This is a genomic window from Stenotrophomonas sp. GD03819, from assembly GCF_029841665.1.
In the GTDB taxonomy this organism is placed as follows: Bacteria; Pseudomonadota; Gammaproteobacteria; order Xanthomonadales; family Xanthomonadaceae; genus Stenotrophomonas; species Stenotrophomonas geniculata.
In genome coordinates this window covers 24,756-41,014 of record NZ_JAOCEW010000007.1, presented here as the reverse complement: position 1 = coordinate 41,014, position 16,259 = coordinate 24,756, and the positions used below count along the sequence as shown (strand labels likewise).

Genomic DNA, 16,259 nt, shown 5'->3' with positions numbered 1-16,259 from the left:
CACGACGCTCAGCGCTTCGGGCTTACCCTCCAGAGTTCGTAAGGCCCTTCGGTCATGACACATGTTGCCCGGCTGTCCGCAGCAAGAGTGTCAACCGCAGTGCGCAGAATCCTATCCCGCTCCTGGCCACCTGCCGCACCGGGTGAGCGGACGATGAGGTATTCAGCAGCAATGTGCTCCAGAAATTCCAGCGTGTGCTCCGGGGTATCAACCAGGCCGGGGCGTGTCAGCGCAATGATGTCGATGGGCTCGTACCGGACTGGCAACCAGAAGCCCTCCCCGCCCACATCCCCCACAGCACGCGTGCGCGGCGCCTCCTGGGAAAGCCGCTGGGCCATCCTTTCCAGGCCGATGTCGCGCCAGGCTGCCGCACGCCGCGAAGCCGTATCCAGCATGGGGCGATCAAGACGTGTATCGAAGGCGCGGGTACCAGGCCCCCATGCGCCCGTCACAAGACACATCAACGCAGATGCCACCGCGATCGAGAAAACCAAGGCACGCACGACTTGGCTCACGCCAGGGCAGGACTGCCATTTCCACAGTGATTGCTGAAGAAGGAAGCCAGCAAACATGAACAGGCTCAGCAAGGGGGTGATGAAGTAGTTTCCATCCGCACCCGACGCTTCGATGTAGCGATTTCCCAGGAGCATCGGGAAGAACAGCAGCCCCAGCAGAAGCACGGGAACAGCGCGCCGCCAGGCGACCGATCGCCGCCAGCCGAGGATCATCGCCACCAATGGCAGGCCAAGCCATGCATTGCCCGTCCACAATATCTGCAGCAGCGGATACTGCCGCGGATCGAATAGGTACGCCAACAGGGCCTTTCCGGGAGGCAGATAAACAAGCAGATCACTGGTCGGGAGACGACCCACGGGTGACTGCAGCGGCATGCCCCAGGCGGCAAAGAGATCAAGCGCGGCATTCGGGGCAACAATAGGCACCCCCGCCAGCCACCATGTTCGCGCGGTGATCAACCCCACCAGCACTATCGCGCCAAGCAACGCCCCTCCGGCAATCGCAGCAGGCGGCTGCCTCCGGTGAAAGCGCTGGCTCCGCCAACGGATGAAAGCGGGAATCGCCAGCAGGCCGATGGCCAGCGTGTACGGAATGTTGGACAGCCTGGCCTGACTCGCCAACAGGGACGAAGCCGCCGCAATCCAGAGCCAACCGGCACCGCCTTTGTTGCCGAGTCGAAGCACAGCCAACAGCGAGACGGCAAGCAGCAAGGCCGCCAAGGCGTCTCCCTTGGCCGTGATTGAAATGTTGGCGAACGCAGGTAGCGTTGCAAGCAGCGCGACAATGTAAGGACGCAAGACACGCATTACGCGCAGCTCACGCAGGATCTGTGACGCAACCCCGAGGGTGGCCAGCCAGCAGCCTATACTCAAGCCGATGATTGCAGGGATGCTGCCGATGGCCGCCAAGGGGACCTGGAGCAGCTCAATCAGTTTTGGATAGTAGTGGACTGGTGCTACAAGACCTTCGCTACGGAATATGTTGCCACTTGCGATCAATGCGCGGTCGGCTGACAGGCCATACCAGTTGGAATCAAAATCCGAGGAAACAGACGCCTTCGCAAAAAGCACCAGCGTCAAAGTCGCAATCAAAGCCGTGACTGCTGGTGTACGCCCAGCTCCACGTCGAACGCCAGAAACCAGCATTCCTCCCAGCCACGGTCCACGCCGCAGAATCAACGCCCCGCCCAGTACCAGCGCGGTGAGCACGGCCAGTGCTTGCATGGTTCCCACGCCAAGCAAGGAAGCCATCCACAGTAGAAGCGAGCAGGCCACAAGGCCTGTCATGCCGACAATGACCTGTTGGGCGGGATCGCGTTGGGAGACACCTCCAGCCAAGGCAACAAGGCATCCGCCCAAGGCGAAGATGCCCTCCAGGTAGATGTAACTGGCAAGCATCGCCACATCCACACCATGGTGCCTGGCATACAGAGCCGAAACCGCTGCGATACCTGCCCAGAGAGCGGCCCCCCGGATCAACTTCAGCGCCACATACAACGCGAAAAACAGCGCTGATGACTCCAAGGCGCCCTGCCAGGCGGCCGGCTGCCTTACATGCCAGCCCCACACACCGGGACCGACCAGGGACCAGATGGGAACCAGGATGAAAACCAGTACCAATGCGCTTGCAAGTACAAGCCTCCCGACGGGTGGTTTCACGCTTGCACTCGAAGGTTGGATGGGAGGGCGCAGATTACTGTCTGAAGCTGCGCGCGTCATCCACGGAACGCGAGGACACCCGTGATACAGCCCAGGGAGTGCCAGAGCACTCGGTAACGGCCTGACCCGCGCTACAGCCAGCGTCGTACTCGCTGGCGGAAGGCTGCGTACGCCTCAGGAAAGCGGGCCGACAGTGCCCGCTCTTCCGGTACGATCTGCCACCGGTTGATGTACAGCACGAACAGCGGCACAGCCAGCAGTGCGGCCAGGTTCTGCAGGTACAGCATGGCACCTGCCAGGACAGTGGCCTGCCCCAGATACATCGGGTTGCGTGTGTAGCGGTACACGCCGTGCGTGACCAGCACGCTCGACGCCGCCGGCCGCAGGGGGTTGACCGTGGTGCCCGCGCGCCGGAAGGCCAGCTTCGGCAGCAGGTTCAAGACCACGCCGAAGACCATCACCAGACCCGCAAGCAACTCAGGCATGGGTAGCTGCAACGCCCCGCCCGGCTGCCATCGGCTGCCCATATAGCCGATGGCGGCGCACAACAGCATCGCAAAAGGCGGAGGAACACGGGTCTCAAGCCAGCGCATCGCAGCCCTGCATTCATCCTGTTCACCCCAGTGTCACACGGAAATGCCTGAATCGCCCGGTTGGCGGCACTTCCGTGCTCCAAACCGACCGCCCGGTATCTTCCGCTTTGACATGCCGACCGCTAGAGTGGCGCCACCGCGCAGGAGGATCGTATGGCAACCACGGGCTTGGGCTTCATCGGCCGCACGACCCTCATCATCACCGTGCTGCTCACCCTTGGCGGCTGTGCCACGTTGCGCCAGTTCGGGCCGTCGGTGCAGGTGGCCTCGGTCACCCCCGGCCAGTACATCGCCCTGAAGCGCGGCGACATCCTGACCACCGGCAAGCTCAGTTCGGCCACCATGGAAACCCTGCGCGTGGCCGGTCTCGACGAAGGCGTCTGCGCCAAGCCCGGCCTGCCCTGCATCGAGGCCATGGAAGGCAGCATCGTGGTGCGCGAGGAGGACAAGCGCTCAAGCCTGGCCGAGCTGTGGCTGCAGTATGCGATGACCCTGCCCGCGCCCAAGCGCGAGTACTCCACCTCCGGCCGTGCCAAGAGTGCGATCACCGAGCTGGATGCCGACTTCCAGCCGCGCCTGGACGCGTGGATGCAGGTCGCGCGGCAGGCCTACGCCTACCTGTTCTTCACCGAGCGAACGGCCAACCAGCGCGGTTTCGAGGACCGCCAGACCCAGGTGCGCGACTACTACAACCTGGCCGTGCAGGAAGCCTCGGTGCAGTTGTACAACGCCTATGCCACCGGGCGCGTGCACAGCCAGGCCAGCCATTTCCAGCTGGGCCGCTGGACCTTCGTGCTGGCACCTTCAGGTGAGGCATCGCCGCTGGATACGCGCACCCCCACCGAACTGGTGCCGGCGGCCTCGCTGTCGTTCACGGGCACGCTGCGCAGCGTGCATCGCCGCGATGGCTTCGGTGCCGAACTGGTGGCCGTGATGGAGGATCCGGCCGCCGCCACGGCCACCACGCCGCCGGCCACAACACCCGCCGCGCAGGCCGCCACACCGGTCACGCAGAGCTGGAGCGAGATGCCGTCGCCATCGATGACGGTACTGCTGCGCTTCTCCGGAAAGAACCTGTGGGAAGTGCTGCACGACGACGAGCCGGAACTGGAGATCCACGATCCCTACCAGGTCACGGAAGTCACCCTGCATGGGCAGCAGGTGCCATTGGCCGCGAACTTCACCGCAGGCTACGCATTGTGGCTGGCGCGCTCCAACTTCAGCCACCAATCACTGCGTTCGCTGTTCGGTGGCAAAGGCGGCATCGACACGCCGCATCTGTACATGATGCAGCCCTACGATCCGAACCGCCGCGTGCTGCTGATGATCCATGGCCTGGCCAGCAGTCCGGAAGCCTGGGTCAACGTCGCCAACGAGCTGATGCGCGACGACGAGATCCGCCAGGATTTCCAGGTCTGGCAGTTCTACTACCCCACCAACATGCCCATCGCGATGAGCCACGATTCGATGCGCCACACACTGGATGAGGTGTTCAAGCATTTCGACCCCAGCGGCAAGGCGCAGGCTTCGCATGACATGGTGCTGGTCGGGCACAGCATGGGTGGCGTGATCGCGCGGCTGATGATCTCCTCTTCCGGCGATCATCTGGTCGACACCCTGCTGGAGACTGCGCAGATGACGCCGGCACAGCGTGAACTGCTGCGTACCAAGGGCGCACCGGTACTGACCTTCCTGCCGGAGCCGGAAGTATCGCGCGTGGTATTCATCGCCACGCCACACCGCGGCACCGATGTGGCGGGCACCCGCCTGGGCCGCTGGATCGGTCGCCTGGTGCGGTTGCCGCTGACCGTGCTGGAAGACGTCGCCACCATCGCCAACGACGGCCAGATCGATCGCAACGACGGCAAGCACGGCTACCAGATGAACAGCATCCAGAATCTGGACAAGGACGATCCCTTCGTCCGCGCCGTGGCGGACCTGCCGATGTCGCCGAAGGTGCACTACCACTCGATCATCGCGCGGGCCAAGGCGGATGGTCCGCTGGAAAAGACCGACGACGGGCTGGTGCCCTACTGGAGCTCGCACCTGCCGCACGCGGATTCGGAGAAGGTGATCGTGTCCGGGCACAGCGTGCAGGAAGCCACGCCGGCCATCGTCGAACTGCGGCGGATCCTGCATGAAGACATGCAGGAACACGACCGGCAGTACAAGTAACGCTGGGCGTGGCAGCATCACGGCAGCGGTGCTCTGGCCGGCCGGGACACCACCACCGCGGCAAGACCGGGAAACTCAGCCTTGTCCGTCGGACGCAGCTTCGGTGATCAGTTCGGCCACCGCTACCGGCTGCGATACCAGCGACGCATGACTTGCATCCAGCGTGATGCTGGCACGTGGCTGCATGCGCGCCGCCATGCGCCGCTGGTTATCAGGGTGAATCATGTGGTCCGCGCTGGAGACCTGGTACCAGCTCGGCTTATGCCGCCACGCCGGAACACTGACGGCATCACCGAACGTGCTCGCCAGCGGCGCCTTCTGGGTGACCGCCATCACCCGCGCCTCGTCGGCCTGCAGGTCCTGGCAGAAACTCTCGTGGAATTTGCCGGGCTGCAGCCACAGGTAGCCGTCGCTGTCCGGCGCCAGATTGGCCGCCGCCTGCGGCAGCTGTTGCTGGGTGATGCCGCCAGGGCTCTCACCCGCATCCGGCGCGAACGCGGCGATGAAGACCAGGCCGGTCACGTTGGGTTCGTTTCCGGCTTCGGAGATCACCGCGCCACCATACGAATGGCCGACCAGCAGCACCGGCCCCGCAACCTGGCGGATCATGCGCCGGGTCCGCTCTGCGTCGTCGGCCAGCGACGTCAACGGCAGTTCCACGGCATGCAGATCGTGGAAGCCCCGGCGATCGAGCTCCAGGATCACCTTGGCCCAATGCGCGGCGCCGCCCCAGAAACCATGAACCAGAATGATGCTTGGCTTGCTCATCTTGCAGAACTCCTCACTTGGATGGGATCGTTGCCCGACAGCCATCAGCGCTGCCTGAAGCCACCCGACCAGACTACGGATCGCCCCTGCCAGCGGCGATGCACGGACTCCTGAAAACCATGCCAAGGCTCCACACCACCGAATCGCTTCAGGCCGGCTCCGACGCCTTGTTTGCGATCTTCCAGTCCTCGCGCATGCACGGCGGCGACATCACCCGCCACGTCGTGCAGCCCGGTGGGGCCCGCATCATTGCCGTGGGGCGCGGCTGCTTCCATTTCATCGAACAGGGCACGGCACGCCTGCATGCGGATGCCACGGTGGTGCCACTGCAGACCGGCGAGCTGCTGTTGATGCCGCATGGCAGGACACATCGCATCGACTGTGCCGGCGACGCCTCGCAACCTGCCCATCTGACCACGGCGTCCTTTGGATTTGATGGCCCAGGCAGCCAGCTGCTGCTTGATGCCCTGCCCGGCTGGCTGCATGTTCCCGGGGTTGACCGGATGCCGAACGGATTTCCCGCCAGCTCAGCCGATTGGGTGGCGGTAACCCTGGGCGCAATCCAGGTTGAAGCGGCCCGGCCCACGCTGGGTAGTGGGCTGATGCTGTCACGCCTGCTCGACCTGTTGTTTGTCTGGACGCTGCGCTACTGGCTGGGAACCTCCAGCCCTCACAACTGCCAGCGTCTGCACGCACTGGCCGACCCATTGATCGGGCGGGCACTGGCGTTGATGCAGGCACACCCCGCACAGGCATGGACGGTCGAGTCTCTGGCGGCAAGCCTGAATCAGTCCCGCTCGAACTTCGCGCAGCGGTTCAGCCTGGCCACCGGCATGTCACCGATGCGTTATCTCGCTGGATCGCGATTGCAGCTGGCCGCGGAGCTGCTGCGCAGCGGAAACCGGCGGGTTTCGCAGATCGCCGGAGACGTCGGGTATCTCTCCGAACCAGCATTCAGCCGTGCGTTCCGCCGTGCTTTCGGCATGAGCCCGAATGCCTGGCGCCAACAGATGGCAGCGTCGCGCGAATGAGGGGAAAACCCTCATCGCACGTACGCATCAGCCCTTCTATGCTGGCTCCACTACCCCACTGGAGGTCCGCATGAACACGCAAGAGCCCAGCCGCCATCCCAGCCCCGACCCGGCCGAGCGCGACGCCTTCTTCCCGTCTCCGTACTCGCTGTCACAGTTCACGTCGGCGAAGAGCGACCTGTCCGGTGCCGACTATCCCGACGCGCGCCGTGATGGCCGCTGGAAGGTGCTGATGATCGCTGCGGACGAACGCTATCTGCCTACTGCCAACGGCCACCTGTTCTCCACCGGCAACCATCCGGTGGAAACCCTGCTGCCGATGTACCACCTGGACAAGGCCGGCTTCGACATCGATGTGGCCACGCTGTCCGGCAACGCCGCAAAGTTCGAGTGGTGGGCGTTCCCGCGCGAGGACAAGGAGATCGGCGGACTGTACGACCGCTACGAAGCCCGCTTCCGCCAGCCACTGCCGTTGGCTGAGGTGGTGGCAGGCCTCGATGCCGCATCGGATTATGCAGCCGTGTTCATTCCCGGTGGCCATGGCGCCCTTATCGGACTGCCGCAGAGTCGCGCGGTAAAGGCAGCCCTGCACTGGGCGATGGCCGAGCAACGCCACATCATCACCCTCTGCCACGGCCCGGCCGCGTTGCTGGCCGCAGGCGTCGACGAGGCCGACGGTGGTTCGTTGTTCCGCGGCTACCGCATCTGTGCCTTCCCCGATGCGATGGACCGGCAGACACCGGAGATCGGCTACATGCCCGGGCAGCTGCCGTGGTTCTTCGGTGAACGCCTGGCGCAGCAGGGCGTGCAGATCGTCAATGACGGCATAGATGGCAGCGTGCTGCAGGACCGCCTGCTGCTGACCGGTGACAGCCCGCTGGCCGGCAATGCGCTGGGCAAGCTGGCCGCGCGCACGCTGCTCGACGCACTGGCCGGGCGCTGATCGGGATGGGCGATCTGGTGCAGGCGTTGCTGGAACTGGAACGCGCTCGCTCACTGAGTTCGGTGGGCGCGGTACTACGCAGCATCTCTGCACCACTCGGCTACGATCGCGTGCTGGTGTTCGCCACCGGCACGGGGTTGGAGCGCGGTACCCAGCGCGTGTACTGGATCGAGGGCGACTGGTTCGGCGACGGCAGCAGTACCGACCTCGCGCGCTACCTGCACGCCTGTCCGGTCAATCGCCACGTGCTGGACAGTGACGCGCCGTTCTTCTGGAGCAAGCGCCAGGGCGTTCGCGGCGAACGCTATCAGGTGGTGAAGCAGCCTCGTGGTGAAGGCCTGCACGGCCTGCAGGTGCCGGTGTTCGGCACCACCGGCCTGGAAGGCGCGATCAGTTTTGCCGGGACAGCGATCGATGCATCGGCCAGCGCGCGGCTGCTGCTGGATGCTGCTGCAGCTGCAGCATTCCGTGCCGCACGCCGGCTTGCAGAGACACCCAGCGAACTTTCCGGACGTACGTTGAGCACGCGCGAACGCGAGGTGCTGCGCTGGGTCGCCGCCGGCCGTCGCCAGGCGGAGATCGCGGCCACGCTGGGGCTTTCCGCTCGTACAGTGGAAAATCACCTGCGTCGCGCGCGCCAGCGTCTGGGAGTGGCAACCACCGCGCAGGCGGTACGCGCTGCCAGTCGGCGCGGCGAGATCGAGGACTGATCCGGGCGAGACACTTCCGGCGGCCTGATTCGCGTGCTACACACGCCATGCGCATGTGCGCGATTGCAGAAAGCAAGGATGATGCTTATGAAACTGCAACTGGCTTCGATGGCGGCACTGATTGTGACGTTCGCTGGAATGATGTCGTCCGGCACGGCGAGCGCGGGGGTGCCGACCCCGCCCGGCAGCATAACCCGCTGCGAACCGTTTGAAGTGGAGCGTTATCGCTTCCACCAGCATTGTATCGTGACCATGCCCGACGTGGACGGTGAGATCTTCCTCAGCGAGTACTGGATCGACGAGTACGGCAATCCCTATCTGATGTAAGCCCCCCATCGACAAGGAACGTGAGGATGAGACTGCATCAAGGTTTTCCGGCATGTGCGTTTGCCGCCGTGCTGGCCGTGGCCGCACTGGCTCCGGTCGGCACCACGATGGCGGCCGAAGTCGTCGAGGTCCAGGAGGAATGCGTGCCCTTCCGCATCGCTGGCAACGTATTCCACCAGCGCTGCACGTCGTACGTGATCTACGACGACGGCACCCGCGAAGTCACCGGCCATTACAACCGCGACGAAAACGGGATGATCTACGACCCCTGATCGCGCCCGCGCGATCCGCCGGGCGGCGCCTTCACCGCCCGCCCGGCATCTCCCAGCCGCCCATCCCGGCATACCGCTGCCCTCGCCTTCCGTGGCATGCTTCGTGAAACCGTTTTCATGGAATGGAGGGATTCCACGATGTTGTCGCGTTTCCGTCGCCCTGCGCTGTGTGCGCTGCTGGCGCTTGCTCTGCCTGGCGTCGCCTGGGCTGCTGCACCGGCGCCGCTGAAAGTAATGTCGTTCAATGTCCGCACTCCGGCCGATACCGAACCGGGCAAGCGCTGGCCCGACCGTCGCGATGCCATGGTCAAGGTGATCCTCGACGCGCATCCGGCGGTGATCGGCACGCAGGAGCTGGTGAAGGAACAGGCCGACTACCTGTCAGGGCACCTGCCCGGCTACCGCTGGTTCGGTGAAGGCCGCCGCGGTGGCAGCGGCGATGAACACATGGGCGTGTTCTACGACAGCAAGGTGCTGGCCATCGAGGAATCCGGCAACTTCTGGTTGTCCGATACACCCGATGTACCCGGCAGCATCACCTGGGGCAATCTGTACCCGCGCATGGTTACCTGGGCCCTGTTCCGGCGCCTGAACGACGGCCGTCGCTTCTATTTCATGAATACCCACCTGCCCTACCGCGACGAGGACGAACCACGCCGGGTGAAGGGTGCCGAGCTGATCGGCAAGCGCCTGGAAGCACTGCCGGCCGACCTGCCGGTGGTGTTGACCGGTGACTTCAACAGCGAGCCAGGCGGTGACACCTACAAGGCGTTCACCCGCCTCCTGCTGGACACCCGTACCCAGGTGAGGGCTCCGCAGGGTCCGCGCCTGACCTTCCACAACTTCACCGGCAAGGCCACCGTACAGCTGGACTGGGTGCTGGTGCGCGGCTTCCATGCGCGCAGCTTCCTTACCGATGATCGTCGCATCGATGGCGTGCTGCCGTCGGACCACTTCCCGCTGGTGGTCACGCTGGACTGGCCGAAGCACTGACTCCCTGCGGCAGCCGTGGCTACGGCGGCGGCTGCCGCGACAACAGCCGGTACAACGCCTGGTGCTGGTTGCGCGCCTGGCAGATGCGGGCGCCGACGGCGAGAAACACGGCAACGCCGATCAGCCCCAGCCCCAGCATCGGATCGGGCAGCCGCAGGAAACCGATGGCAGCGGCCATCGTCGCCAGCACCATCAGCACTACGACCGCTACCGACAGCCCTGCGCCAGGCGGTCCCGGATCACCAAACAGCATGCGCTGGGTATCGCGTTTGTCATCGCTCATCGCCTTCCCTCCTGGACTCTGCCCCACTAGTTACACCGCAGGCCCCGGTTCTGGCAGAGTCAGAAACGTCATGACTGTGACAACGTCCACAGCACGCGACACGCTACCCTTCCTCCATTCCCAATCTGCGGAGGACGTCATGGCGCACCAGAGCCGTCTGGCCGGATTCATCATCGACTGCCAGGACACGCCCGCTGACGAAGGCGCACGCTTCTGGGCGGCCGCACTCGGCCTGCAGGCGCAGCCATCGTATGCCGAAGATGGCGCCGAGTACGCTGACCTGCAGGGCGCTCCTGCGGGCCTGAACGTGGAAGTACAGCGCGTCGATCACCCTTCACGGGTGCACCTGGACATCGAGAGCGACGACATCGACGCCGAGGCCGACCGCCTGGAGAGGCTCGGCGCGCGCCGGATCGGCTTCGTCAAACGTTGGTGGGTAATGGAAGCACCGACCGGCCATCGCTTCTGCATCGTGCGCATGCGCGAGCGCGAGGTGCCTGCCAATCACTGGCCCTGAAAGAAGAAAGGGACGGAAGCCACTGCTTCCGTCCCCTGCGGTTACTGCACCTGCGCCACACTCGGCGGCTGCGGTGATTGACCCCATCCCCCCAGCGCCTTGTACACGCCCACCACGCTGACGTTGACCTCGGACTCGGCGGCCGCCAACGCATCATCGGCCGCCAGTTGCGTGCGCTGCGCATCCAGCAGGGTCAGGAAGTCCTCCGAGCCCTCGCGGTAGCGGATCTGCGCCAGCGACTCAGCGCGGCGTGCCGCCTGCGCCTGCTCGACCACGATCGCCAGCCGCGCCTGCTGCTTGGAATAGCGGGTCAGCGCGTTCTCGGTGTCTTCCAGTGCCAGCAGCACGGCCTGCTCATACTGTGCTGCCACGCCTTCGGCCTCGGCCTTGCTGGCACGCAGGCGTGCACGCACGGTGCCGAAGTCGAATGCTGCCCAGCTCAGCGACGGGGTCAGCGACCAGGCCTTGTTGTTGCCATTGACCAGGCCACTTGCATCGCCGCCGAGGAAGCCGACGAAACCGGACAGCGACAGCCGCGGGAACAGGTCCGCAGTAGCCACGCCCACGCGTGCGGTAGCAGCGGCCAGGCGACGCTCGGCCACGCGCACGTCGGCGCGTTGGCGCAGCAGCTCGCGGGTATCGCCCAGCGGCAGTGCCTTGGCGAATGCCGGCACGTCATGTGGTGCCAGCATGGCGGTCAGCGTTTCCGGGCGCTGGCCCAGCAGCACCGCCAGCCGGTTACGCGACTGCGTCTCGGCCACTTCCAGAAGCGGAATGTCGGCCTCGATCGCCTTCAGCCGTGCACGGCTGCTCTGCACGTCCAGCTCACTGCCGGCGCCCAGCTCCCAGCGCGCCTCGGTCAGCTTCTGCGTATCGCGCAGGTTGACCAGCGTGTGCTGGGCCACGGCGATGCGCTTCTGCGTACCGCGCAGCTCGAAGTAGTTGCGCGCCACTTCGGCGGCGACCAGCACCTGCGCATCGGCCAGGTTGGCCTGCTCGGCGTCGAGGTCGGCGCGCGCGGCTTCTGCAGCACGGCGCTTGCGGCCGAACAGATCCAGCTCCCAGCCGGCGTCGAAGCCGAGCTGGTAGCTTTCACTGAACACCCGCTGCCCACCCAGCTGCGGATCGGGTTGCTTGCGGCGGTCGTAGCTGCCGCCTGCGGTGATGTGCGGGGCCTGGTCGAAACGGCTTTCGACGAACACCGCGCGGGCCTGGCTGACGCGGGCCACGGCCACGCGAAGATCCAGGTTGTCCGACAGTGCGCCATGCACCAGCTGTTCCAGCACCGGATCATCGAACTGCGCCCACCAGCTGGCCACCGGCGAGGTGGTGCTGAACACCGGCTGCTGCGCACCCTGCAGCACCACAGGCTCCTGTACCGGCGCCTTGTAGTTGGGGCCGACGCTGACACAGCCTGCCAGCACCAGGCTGGAGACGGCCATCGCCAACGTGCGGATCACCATGGCAGCACCTCGCCCAGGTAGGTGAAGCTGCCGCTGGCGCCGGATTCACCGATCAACGCCATTTCCACGCTGGAACGTGCGCCTTCGCTGATTTCGATTTCGCCGTTGCCGCCGTTCATGTCGGTCTTGACGTAACCCGGATGCACGGTGTTGACCTTGATCGGGGTATTGCGCAGTTCGTAGGCCAGACTCAGGGTCCAGCTGTTCACCGCCGCCTTGGAGGCGTTGTAGGCCGGGATCTTGAAATCGTAGATGCCCGACGCCGGGTCGGCGTGCAGGGTCTGCGAGCCGAGCATGCTCGATACGTTGACGATGCGCCCGGACTTGGCCTGCTTGACCAGCGGCAGGAAGGCCTGGGTGACGGCCACCAGCGCATACACGTTGGTGTCGAAAGTGCGCTTCCAGGTATCGAGTGACTGTTCCGACGGTGCCTGCGCCGGGTTCTCGATCATGATGCCGGCGTTGTTGACCAGGATGTCGAGGCGGCCATGGCGCTGGCGCACCTGCTCGACCGCTTCGGCGATGCTGGCCGCGTCGGTCACGTCCAGTTGCAGGGCTTCGACCGGCAGGCCTTCAGCCTGCAGCTTCAGTGCCAGCTCCACGGCGGTCTCACGCTTGCGACCGGCCAGCAGCGTGTGCACGCCAGCCTGGGCCAGCTGGCGCACAGTTTCCAGGCCGATGCCACGGGTGGCGCCGGTGACCAGCGCGATCTTGTTCTGATGGGTGTTCATGGATGCATGCCTTGTGAGGGGAAAGCCGCCACCGGCCAATAACCGGCGGCGACGGGGTTCCATATCAGTGGTGGATGGTCGGCTCGCCGTGCTGCACCAGCTGGCCACCACCGTTGCGGGTGACGAACTTGCGCAGGGCCACGTAGAACACCGGGGTGAGGAACAGGCCGAACAGAGTCACGCCCAGCATGCCGGCGAACACGGTGATACCGGTCACCGAGCGCACTTCGGCGCCTGCACCGTGCGACAGCACCAGCGGCACGGTGCCGGCGATGAAGGCGATGGAGGTCATCACGATCGGGCGCAGACGCAGGCGGCAGGCTTCCAATGCCGCTTCAACGATGCCCTTGCCGCCCATCTCCAGCTCTCTGGCGAACTCGACGATCAGGATCGCGTTCTTGCACGCCAGGCCCATCAGCACCACCAGGCCGACCTGCACGAACACGTTGTTGTCACCACCGGTCAACCACACGCCGAACAGCGCGGACAGCAGGGTCATCGGCACGATCAGGATCACCGCCAGCGGCAGCGACCAGCTCTCGTACAACGCGGCCAGCACCAGGAAGGCCAACATGATCGCCACCGGGAAGACAATGAAGGCCGCCTTGCCCTGGGTTGCCTGCTGGTAGCTCAGGTCGGTCCATTCGGTGGTCATGCCCACCGGCAGCACCTTGCCGGCGATCTCGGTCAGCTTGTTCATCGCCTCGGCGGAGGACAGCAGGCGCGGGTCGGCTTCACCGGCCAGGTCAGCCGCCGGATAGCCATTGAAGCGCAGCACCGGGTCCGGGCCGAAGGTCTGCTTGATGGTGACCATCGAACCGATCGGCACCATCTCGCCGCGGTCGTTGCGGGTGCGCAGCTTGCCGATGTCCTCGACCGTCTCGCGGTACGGACCGTCGGCCTGGGCGATCACCTGCCAGGTACGGCCGAACTGGTTGAAGTCGTTGACGTAGGCCGAACCGAGGTAGGTCTGCAGGGTGTCGAACAGTTCGGTGAGCTGCACGCCCTGCGCCTTGGCCTTGACGCGGTCGACCTCGGCATCCAGCTGCGGCACATTGGCCTGGTAGCTGGAAATCGGGAATGCCATGCCCGGCGTCTGCGCCACGGTGCCCTGCATCGCCTGTACGGCATTCTGCAGCGCGCCGTAACCCAGGTTGCCACGGTCCTCAATGAACATCTGGTAGCCGTTGCCGTTGCCCAGGCCGAGGATCGGCGGCGGCATCATCGCGAAGGCGAAGCCTTCCTGCAGCCCGGCGATCTTCTGGTTGATCTCGGCGTTGATCTGCGCGGCAGTGCGGCCATGGCGCTCGGCGAACGGCTTGAGCGGAATGAACGCCACACCCGTGTTCGGCGTGTTGGTGAACTGCAGCGCGTTCAAGCCCGGGAACGAGATGGTGTGGGCCACGCCATCGGTTTCCTGGGCGATCTTGGCGACCTTGCGCAACATTTCATCGGTACGCGCGATCGAGGAGCCTTCCGGCAGCTTCACACCCGCGATCAGGTACAGCTTGTCCTGGGTCGGGATGAAGCCCGGCGGCACCAGCTTGAAGATCACGCCGGTACCGACCAGCAGGATCGCGTAGACCACGAACACCGCACCACGACGGCCGAGGATGCGGGCCACGCCACGCTCGTACTTCTCCGAGCTGGACTTGAAGAAGCGGTTGAACGGACGGAACACCCAACCGAACAGGCGGTCGATCAGGCGGCTCGGGCCGTCCTTCGGGGCACCGTGGGCCTTCAGCAGGCGCGCGGCGAGGGCCGGCGACAGGGTCAGCGAGTTGATCGCCGAGATCACCGTGGAAATGGCGATGGTGACCGCGAACTGCTTGTAGAACTGGCCGGTGACACCGGACAGGAACGCCATCGGCACGAACACGGCGCACAGCACCAGCGCGATCGCCACGATCGGGCCGGAGACCTCGCGCATGGCCTGGTGAGCCGCGGCGGTGGGCGACAACCCTTCCTCGATGTTGCGTTCGACGTTCTCCACCACCACGATCGCGTCGTCGACCACGATGCCGATCGCCAGCACCAGGCCGAACAGGCTCAGCGTGTTGATCGAGAAGCCCAGCAGGTACAGCGCGGCAAAGGTACCCACCACCGACACCGGCACCGCGATCAACGGGATGATCGAGGCACGCCAGGTCTGCAGGAACAGGATCACCACCAGCACCACCAGCGCGATGGCTTCCAGCAGCGTGGAGACCACAGCCTTGATCGAGTCGCGCACGAAGATGGTGGTGTCATACACCGCTTCGTACTTCACGTCGGCCGGCATGGTCTTCTGCATCTCGTCCATCGTCGAGATGACCTGGTCGCGGATTTCCAGCGCGTTCGCACCCGGCGACTGGAAGATACCGATACCGACCGCGTTCTTGCCGTCCAGCTGCGAGCGCAGGGTGTAGTCACCGGCACCCAGTTCCAGGCGGGCCACGTCGGACAGGCGCACGATCTCGCCATCGGTGCCGCTCTTGAGCACGATGTCGCCGAATTCCTTTTCGGTCTTCAGCCTGCCCTGGGCGTTGATCAGGGTCAGGAACTTGCTGTCCGGCAGCGGTTCGGCGCCAAGCTGGCCGGCCGACACCTGCACGTTCTGCTCGCGCATGGCGCGCACCACGTCGCTGGCGGTCAGACCGCGCGAAGCCACCTTGTCCGGGTCCAGCCAGGCGCGCATGGCGTAGTCGCCACCGCCGAAGATCTGCGCGTCACCCACGCCCGGAATACGCGCCAGCGCATCCTTGACGTGCAGGCGCGCGTAGTTGCGCAGGTACAGGGTGTCGTACTTGCCTTGCGGCGAGGTCAGGTGCACCACCATCAGGAAGGTCGGTGACTGCTTCTGCGTGGTCACGCCCTGCCGGCGCACGTCCTCGGGCAGGCGTGCCTGTGCCTGCGCCACGCGGTTCTGCACCTTCACCGCCGCCGCGTCCGGGTCGGTGCCCGGGCGGAAGGTGACGGTCATCTGCAGCACGCCGTCCGAGCCGGCAACCGACTTCAGATACATCATGCCTTCGACGCCGTTGATGGCCTCTTCAAGCGGCGTGGCGACGGTCTCGGCAATGACCTTGGGGTTGGCGCCCGGATACACCGTACGCACGACCACCGACGGCGGCACCACTTCCGGGTACTCGCTGATCGGCAGGATTGGAATCGTGATCAGGCCTGCGGCGAAGATCACGATCGACAGCACCGCCGCGAAGATCGGCCTGTCGATGAAGAAACGGGAAAAGTCCATGGAGGAATTCCTGGGAAAGGCCGACGGCGGGCAACAGCCACCCT

General features: G+C 65.1%; 15 protein-coding genes. 8 read left to right on the top strand and 7 right to left on the bottom strand.

Going from position 1 to position 16,259, the window contains the following annotated elements; all coding sequences use genetic code 11:
• Positions 1-8: 8 nt before the first annotated feature.
• The gene (locus N5D45_RS05960; RefSeq protein ID WP_279938599.1) at positions 9-2,174 is read right to left on the bottom strand and encodes a hypothetical protein; all 2,166 of its coding nucleotides are present in this window, start codon (positions 2,172-2,174) and stop codon (positions 9-11) included.
• A gap of 131 nt (positions 2,175-2,305) precedes the next feature.
• Positions 2,306-2,767 carry an isoprenylcysteine carboxylmethyltransferase family protein gene (locus N5D45_RS05955; RefSeq protein WP_279938597.1) on the bottom strand — a complete coding sequence of 154 codons (462 nt, stop codon included), beginning with the start codon at positions 2,765-2,767 and terminating at the stop codon, positions 2,306-2,308.
• Between the two features lie 153 nt (positions 2,768-2,920).
• On the opposite strand from N5D45_RS05955, the gene N5D45_RS05950 reads away from it, so the two are divergent.
• Complete coding sequence (locus N5D45_RS05950) at positions 2,921-4,942, top strand: alpha/beta fold hydrolase (RefSeq protein WP_010484431.1); 2,022 nt, start codon at positions 2,921-2,923, stop codon at positions 4,940-4,942.
• A 75-nt stretch (positions 4,943-5,017) separates the two neighbouring features.
• Here N5D45_RS05950 and N5D45_RS05945 read toward each other — a convergent pair whose 3' ends face one another.
• The gene (locus tag N5D45_RS05945; RefSeq protein WP_164192103.1) at positions 5,018-5,710 is read right to left on the bottom strand and encodes an alpha/beta hydrolase; all 693 of its coding nucleotides are present in this window, start codon (positions 5,708-5,710) and stop codon (positions 5,018-5,020) included.
• A gap of 98 nt (positions 5,711-5,808) precedes the next feature.
• Here N5D45_RS05945 and N5D45_RS05940 point away from each other — a divergent pair, with 98 nt between their 5' ends.
• From N5D45_RS05940 to N5D45_RS05915, 6 genes are all read left to right on the top strand, one after another.
• Entirely contained in the window at positions 5,809-6,741 is a 933-nt protein-coding gene (locus N5D45_RS05940) for an AraC family transcriptional regulator (protein WP_239519153.1), read from the top strand.
• Between the two features lie 70 nt (positions 6,742-6,811).
• On the top strand, positions 6,812-7,684 hold the full coding sequence (gene hchA, locus N5D45_RS05935) for a glyoxalase III HchA (protein ID WP_010484425.1): 873 nt from the start codon (positions 6,812-6,814) through the stop codon (positions 7,682-7,684).
• Between the two features lie 5 nt (positions 7,685-7,689).
• Positions 7,690-8,394, top strand: a complete 705-nt coding sequence (locus tag N5D45_RS05930; protein WP_010484423.1) for a PA1136 family autoinducer-binding transcriptional regulator — start codon at positions 7,690-7,692, stop codon at positions 8,392-8,394.
• Positions 8,395-8,481: 87 nt separating this feature from the next.
• Positions 8,482-8,721, top strand: coding sequence for a hypothetical protein (locus tag N5D45_RS05925; protein WP_241875278.1), 240 nt, complete (start codon positions 8,482-8,484; stop codon positions 8,719-8,721).
• Between the two features lie 26 nt (positions 8,722-8,747).
• Entirely contained in the window at positions 8,748-8,993 is a 246-nt protein-coding gene (locus N5D45_RS05920) for a hypothetical protein (RefSeq protein WP_010484419.1), read from the top strand.
• A 138-nt stretch (positions 8,994-9,131) separates the two neighbouring features.
• Complete coding sequence (locus tag N5D45_RS05915; RefSeq protein ID WP_164192109.1) at positions 9,132-9,986, top strand: endonuclease/exonuclease/phosphatase family protein; 855 nt, start codon at positions 9,132-9,134, stop codon at positions 9,984-9,986.
• 19 nt (positions 9,987-10,005) lie between these two features.
• Here N5D45_RS05915 and N5D45_RS05910 read toward each other — a convergent pair whose 3' ends face one another.
• Positions 10,006-10,269, bottom strand: a complete 264-nt coding sequence (locus tag N5D45_RS05910) for a hypothetical protein (protein ID WP_010484415.1) — start codon at positions 10,267-10,269, stop codon at positions 10,006-10,008.
• A gap of 139 nt (positions 10,270-10,408) precedes the next feature.
• Between N5D45_RS05910 and N5D45_RS05905 the strand changes: the two genes are divergently transcribed.
• Positions 10,409-10,786, top strand: a complete 378-nt coding sequence (locus N5D45_RS05905) for a VOC family protein (protein WP_010484413.1) — start codon at positions 10,409-10,411, stop codon at positions 10,784-10,786.
• A 41-nt stretch (positions 10,787-10,827) separates the two neighbouring features.
• Here the strand turns inward: N5D45_RS05905 and N5D45_RS05900 are convergent, their stop codons facing one another.
• The 3 genes from N5D45_RS05900 to N5D45_RS05890 form a co-directional block, all read right to left on the bottom strand.
• A complete protein-coding gene (locus tag N5D45_RS05900) occupies positions 10,828-12,249 on the bottom strand; it encodes an efflux transporter outer membrane subunit (protein WP_049411599.1) in 1,422 nt (473 codons plus the stop codon).
• Positions 12,243-12,980, bottom strand: coding sequence for an SDR family oxidoreductase (locus N5D45_RS05895; RefSeq protein WP_005416162.1), 738 nt, complete (start codon positions 12,978-12,980; stop codon positions 12,243-12,245). Before N5D45_RS05895 ends, N5D45_RS05900 begins: the two co-directional genes overlap by 7 nt.
• Positions 12,981-13,044: 64 nt before the next feature.
• The gene (locus N5D45_RS05890; RefSeq protein ID WP_019338348.1) at positions 13,045-16,215 is read right to left on the bottom strand and encodes a multidrug efflux RND transporter permease subunit; all 3,171 of its coding nucleotides are present in this window, start codon (positions 16,213-16,215) and stop codon (positions 13,045-13,047) included.
• Positions 16,216-16,259 lie beyond the last annotated feature (44 nt).

What these genes read in the sequence shown, in the direction of transcription:
- N5D45_RS05955 (WP_279938597.1), bottom strand. Translation starts at nt 2,767, where the DNA reads ATGCGCTGGCTTGAGACCCGTGTTCCTCCGCCTTTTGCGATGCTGTTG.
- N5D45_RS05950 (WP_010484431.1), top strand. Translation starts at nt 2,921, where the DNA reads ATGGCAACCACGGGCTTGGGCTTCATCGGCCGCACGACCCTCATCATC.
- N5D45_RS05945 (WP_164192103.1), bottom strand. Translation starts at nt 5,710, where the DNA reads ATGAGCAAGCCAAGCATCATTCTGGTTCATGGTTTCTGGGGCGGCGCC.
- N5D45_RS05940 (WP_239519153.1), top strand. Translation starts at nt 5,809, where the DNA reads ATGCACGGACTCCTGAAAACCATGCCAAGGCTCCACACCACCGAATCG.
- hchA (WP_010484425.1), top strand. Translation starts at nt 6,812, where the DNA reads ATGAACACGCAAGAGCCCAGCCGCCATCCCAGCCCCGACCCGGCCGAG.
- N5D45_RS05930 (WP_010484423.1), top strand. Translation starts at nt 7,690, where the DNA reads ATGGGCGATCTGGTGCAGGCGTTGCTGGAACTGGAACGCGCTCGCTCA.
- N5D45_RS05925 (WP_241875278.1), top strand. Translation starts at nt 8,482, where the DNA reads ATGAAACTGCAACTGGCTTCGATGGCGGCACTGATTGTGACGTTCGCT.
- N5D45_RS05920 (WP_010484419.1), top strand. Translation starts at nt 8,748, where the DNA reads ATGAGACTGCATCAAGGTTTTCCGGCATGTGCGTTTGCCGCCGTGCTG.
- N5D45_RS05915 (WP_164192109.1), top strand. Translation starts at nt 9,132, where the DNA reads ATGTTGTCGCGTTTCCGTCGCCCTGCGCTGTGTGCGCTGCTGGCGCTT.
- N5D45_RS05910 (WP_010484415.1), bottom strand. Translation starts at nt 10,269, where the DNA reads ATGAGCGATGACAAACGCGATACCCAGCGCATGCTGTTTGGTGATCCG.
- N5D45_RS05905 (WP_010484413.1), top strand. Translation starts at nt 10,409, where the DNA reads ATGGCGCACCAGAGCCGTCTGGCCGGATTCATCATCGACTGCCAGGAC.
- N5D45_RS05900 (WP_049411599.1), bottom strand. Translation starts at nt 12,249, where the DNA reads ATGGTGATCCGCACGTTGGCGATGGCCGTCTCCAGCCTGGTGCTGGCA.
- N5D45_RS05895 (WP_005416162.1), bottom strand. Translation starts at nt 12,980, where the DNA reads ATGAACACCCATCAGAACAAGATCGCGCTGGTCACCGGCGCCACCCGT.
- N5D45_RS05890 (WP_019338348.1), bottom strand. Translation starts at nt 16,215, where the DNA reads ATGGACTTTTCCCGTTTCTTCATCGACAGGCCGATCTTCGCGGCGGTG.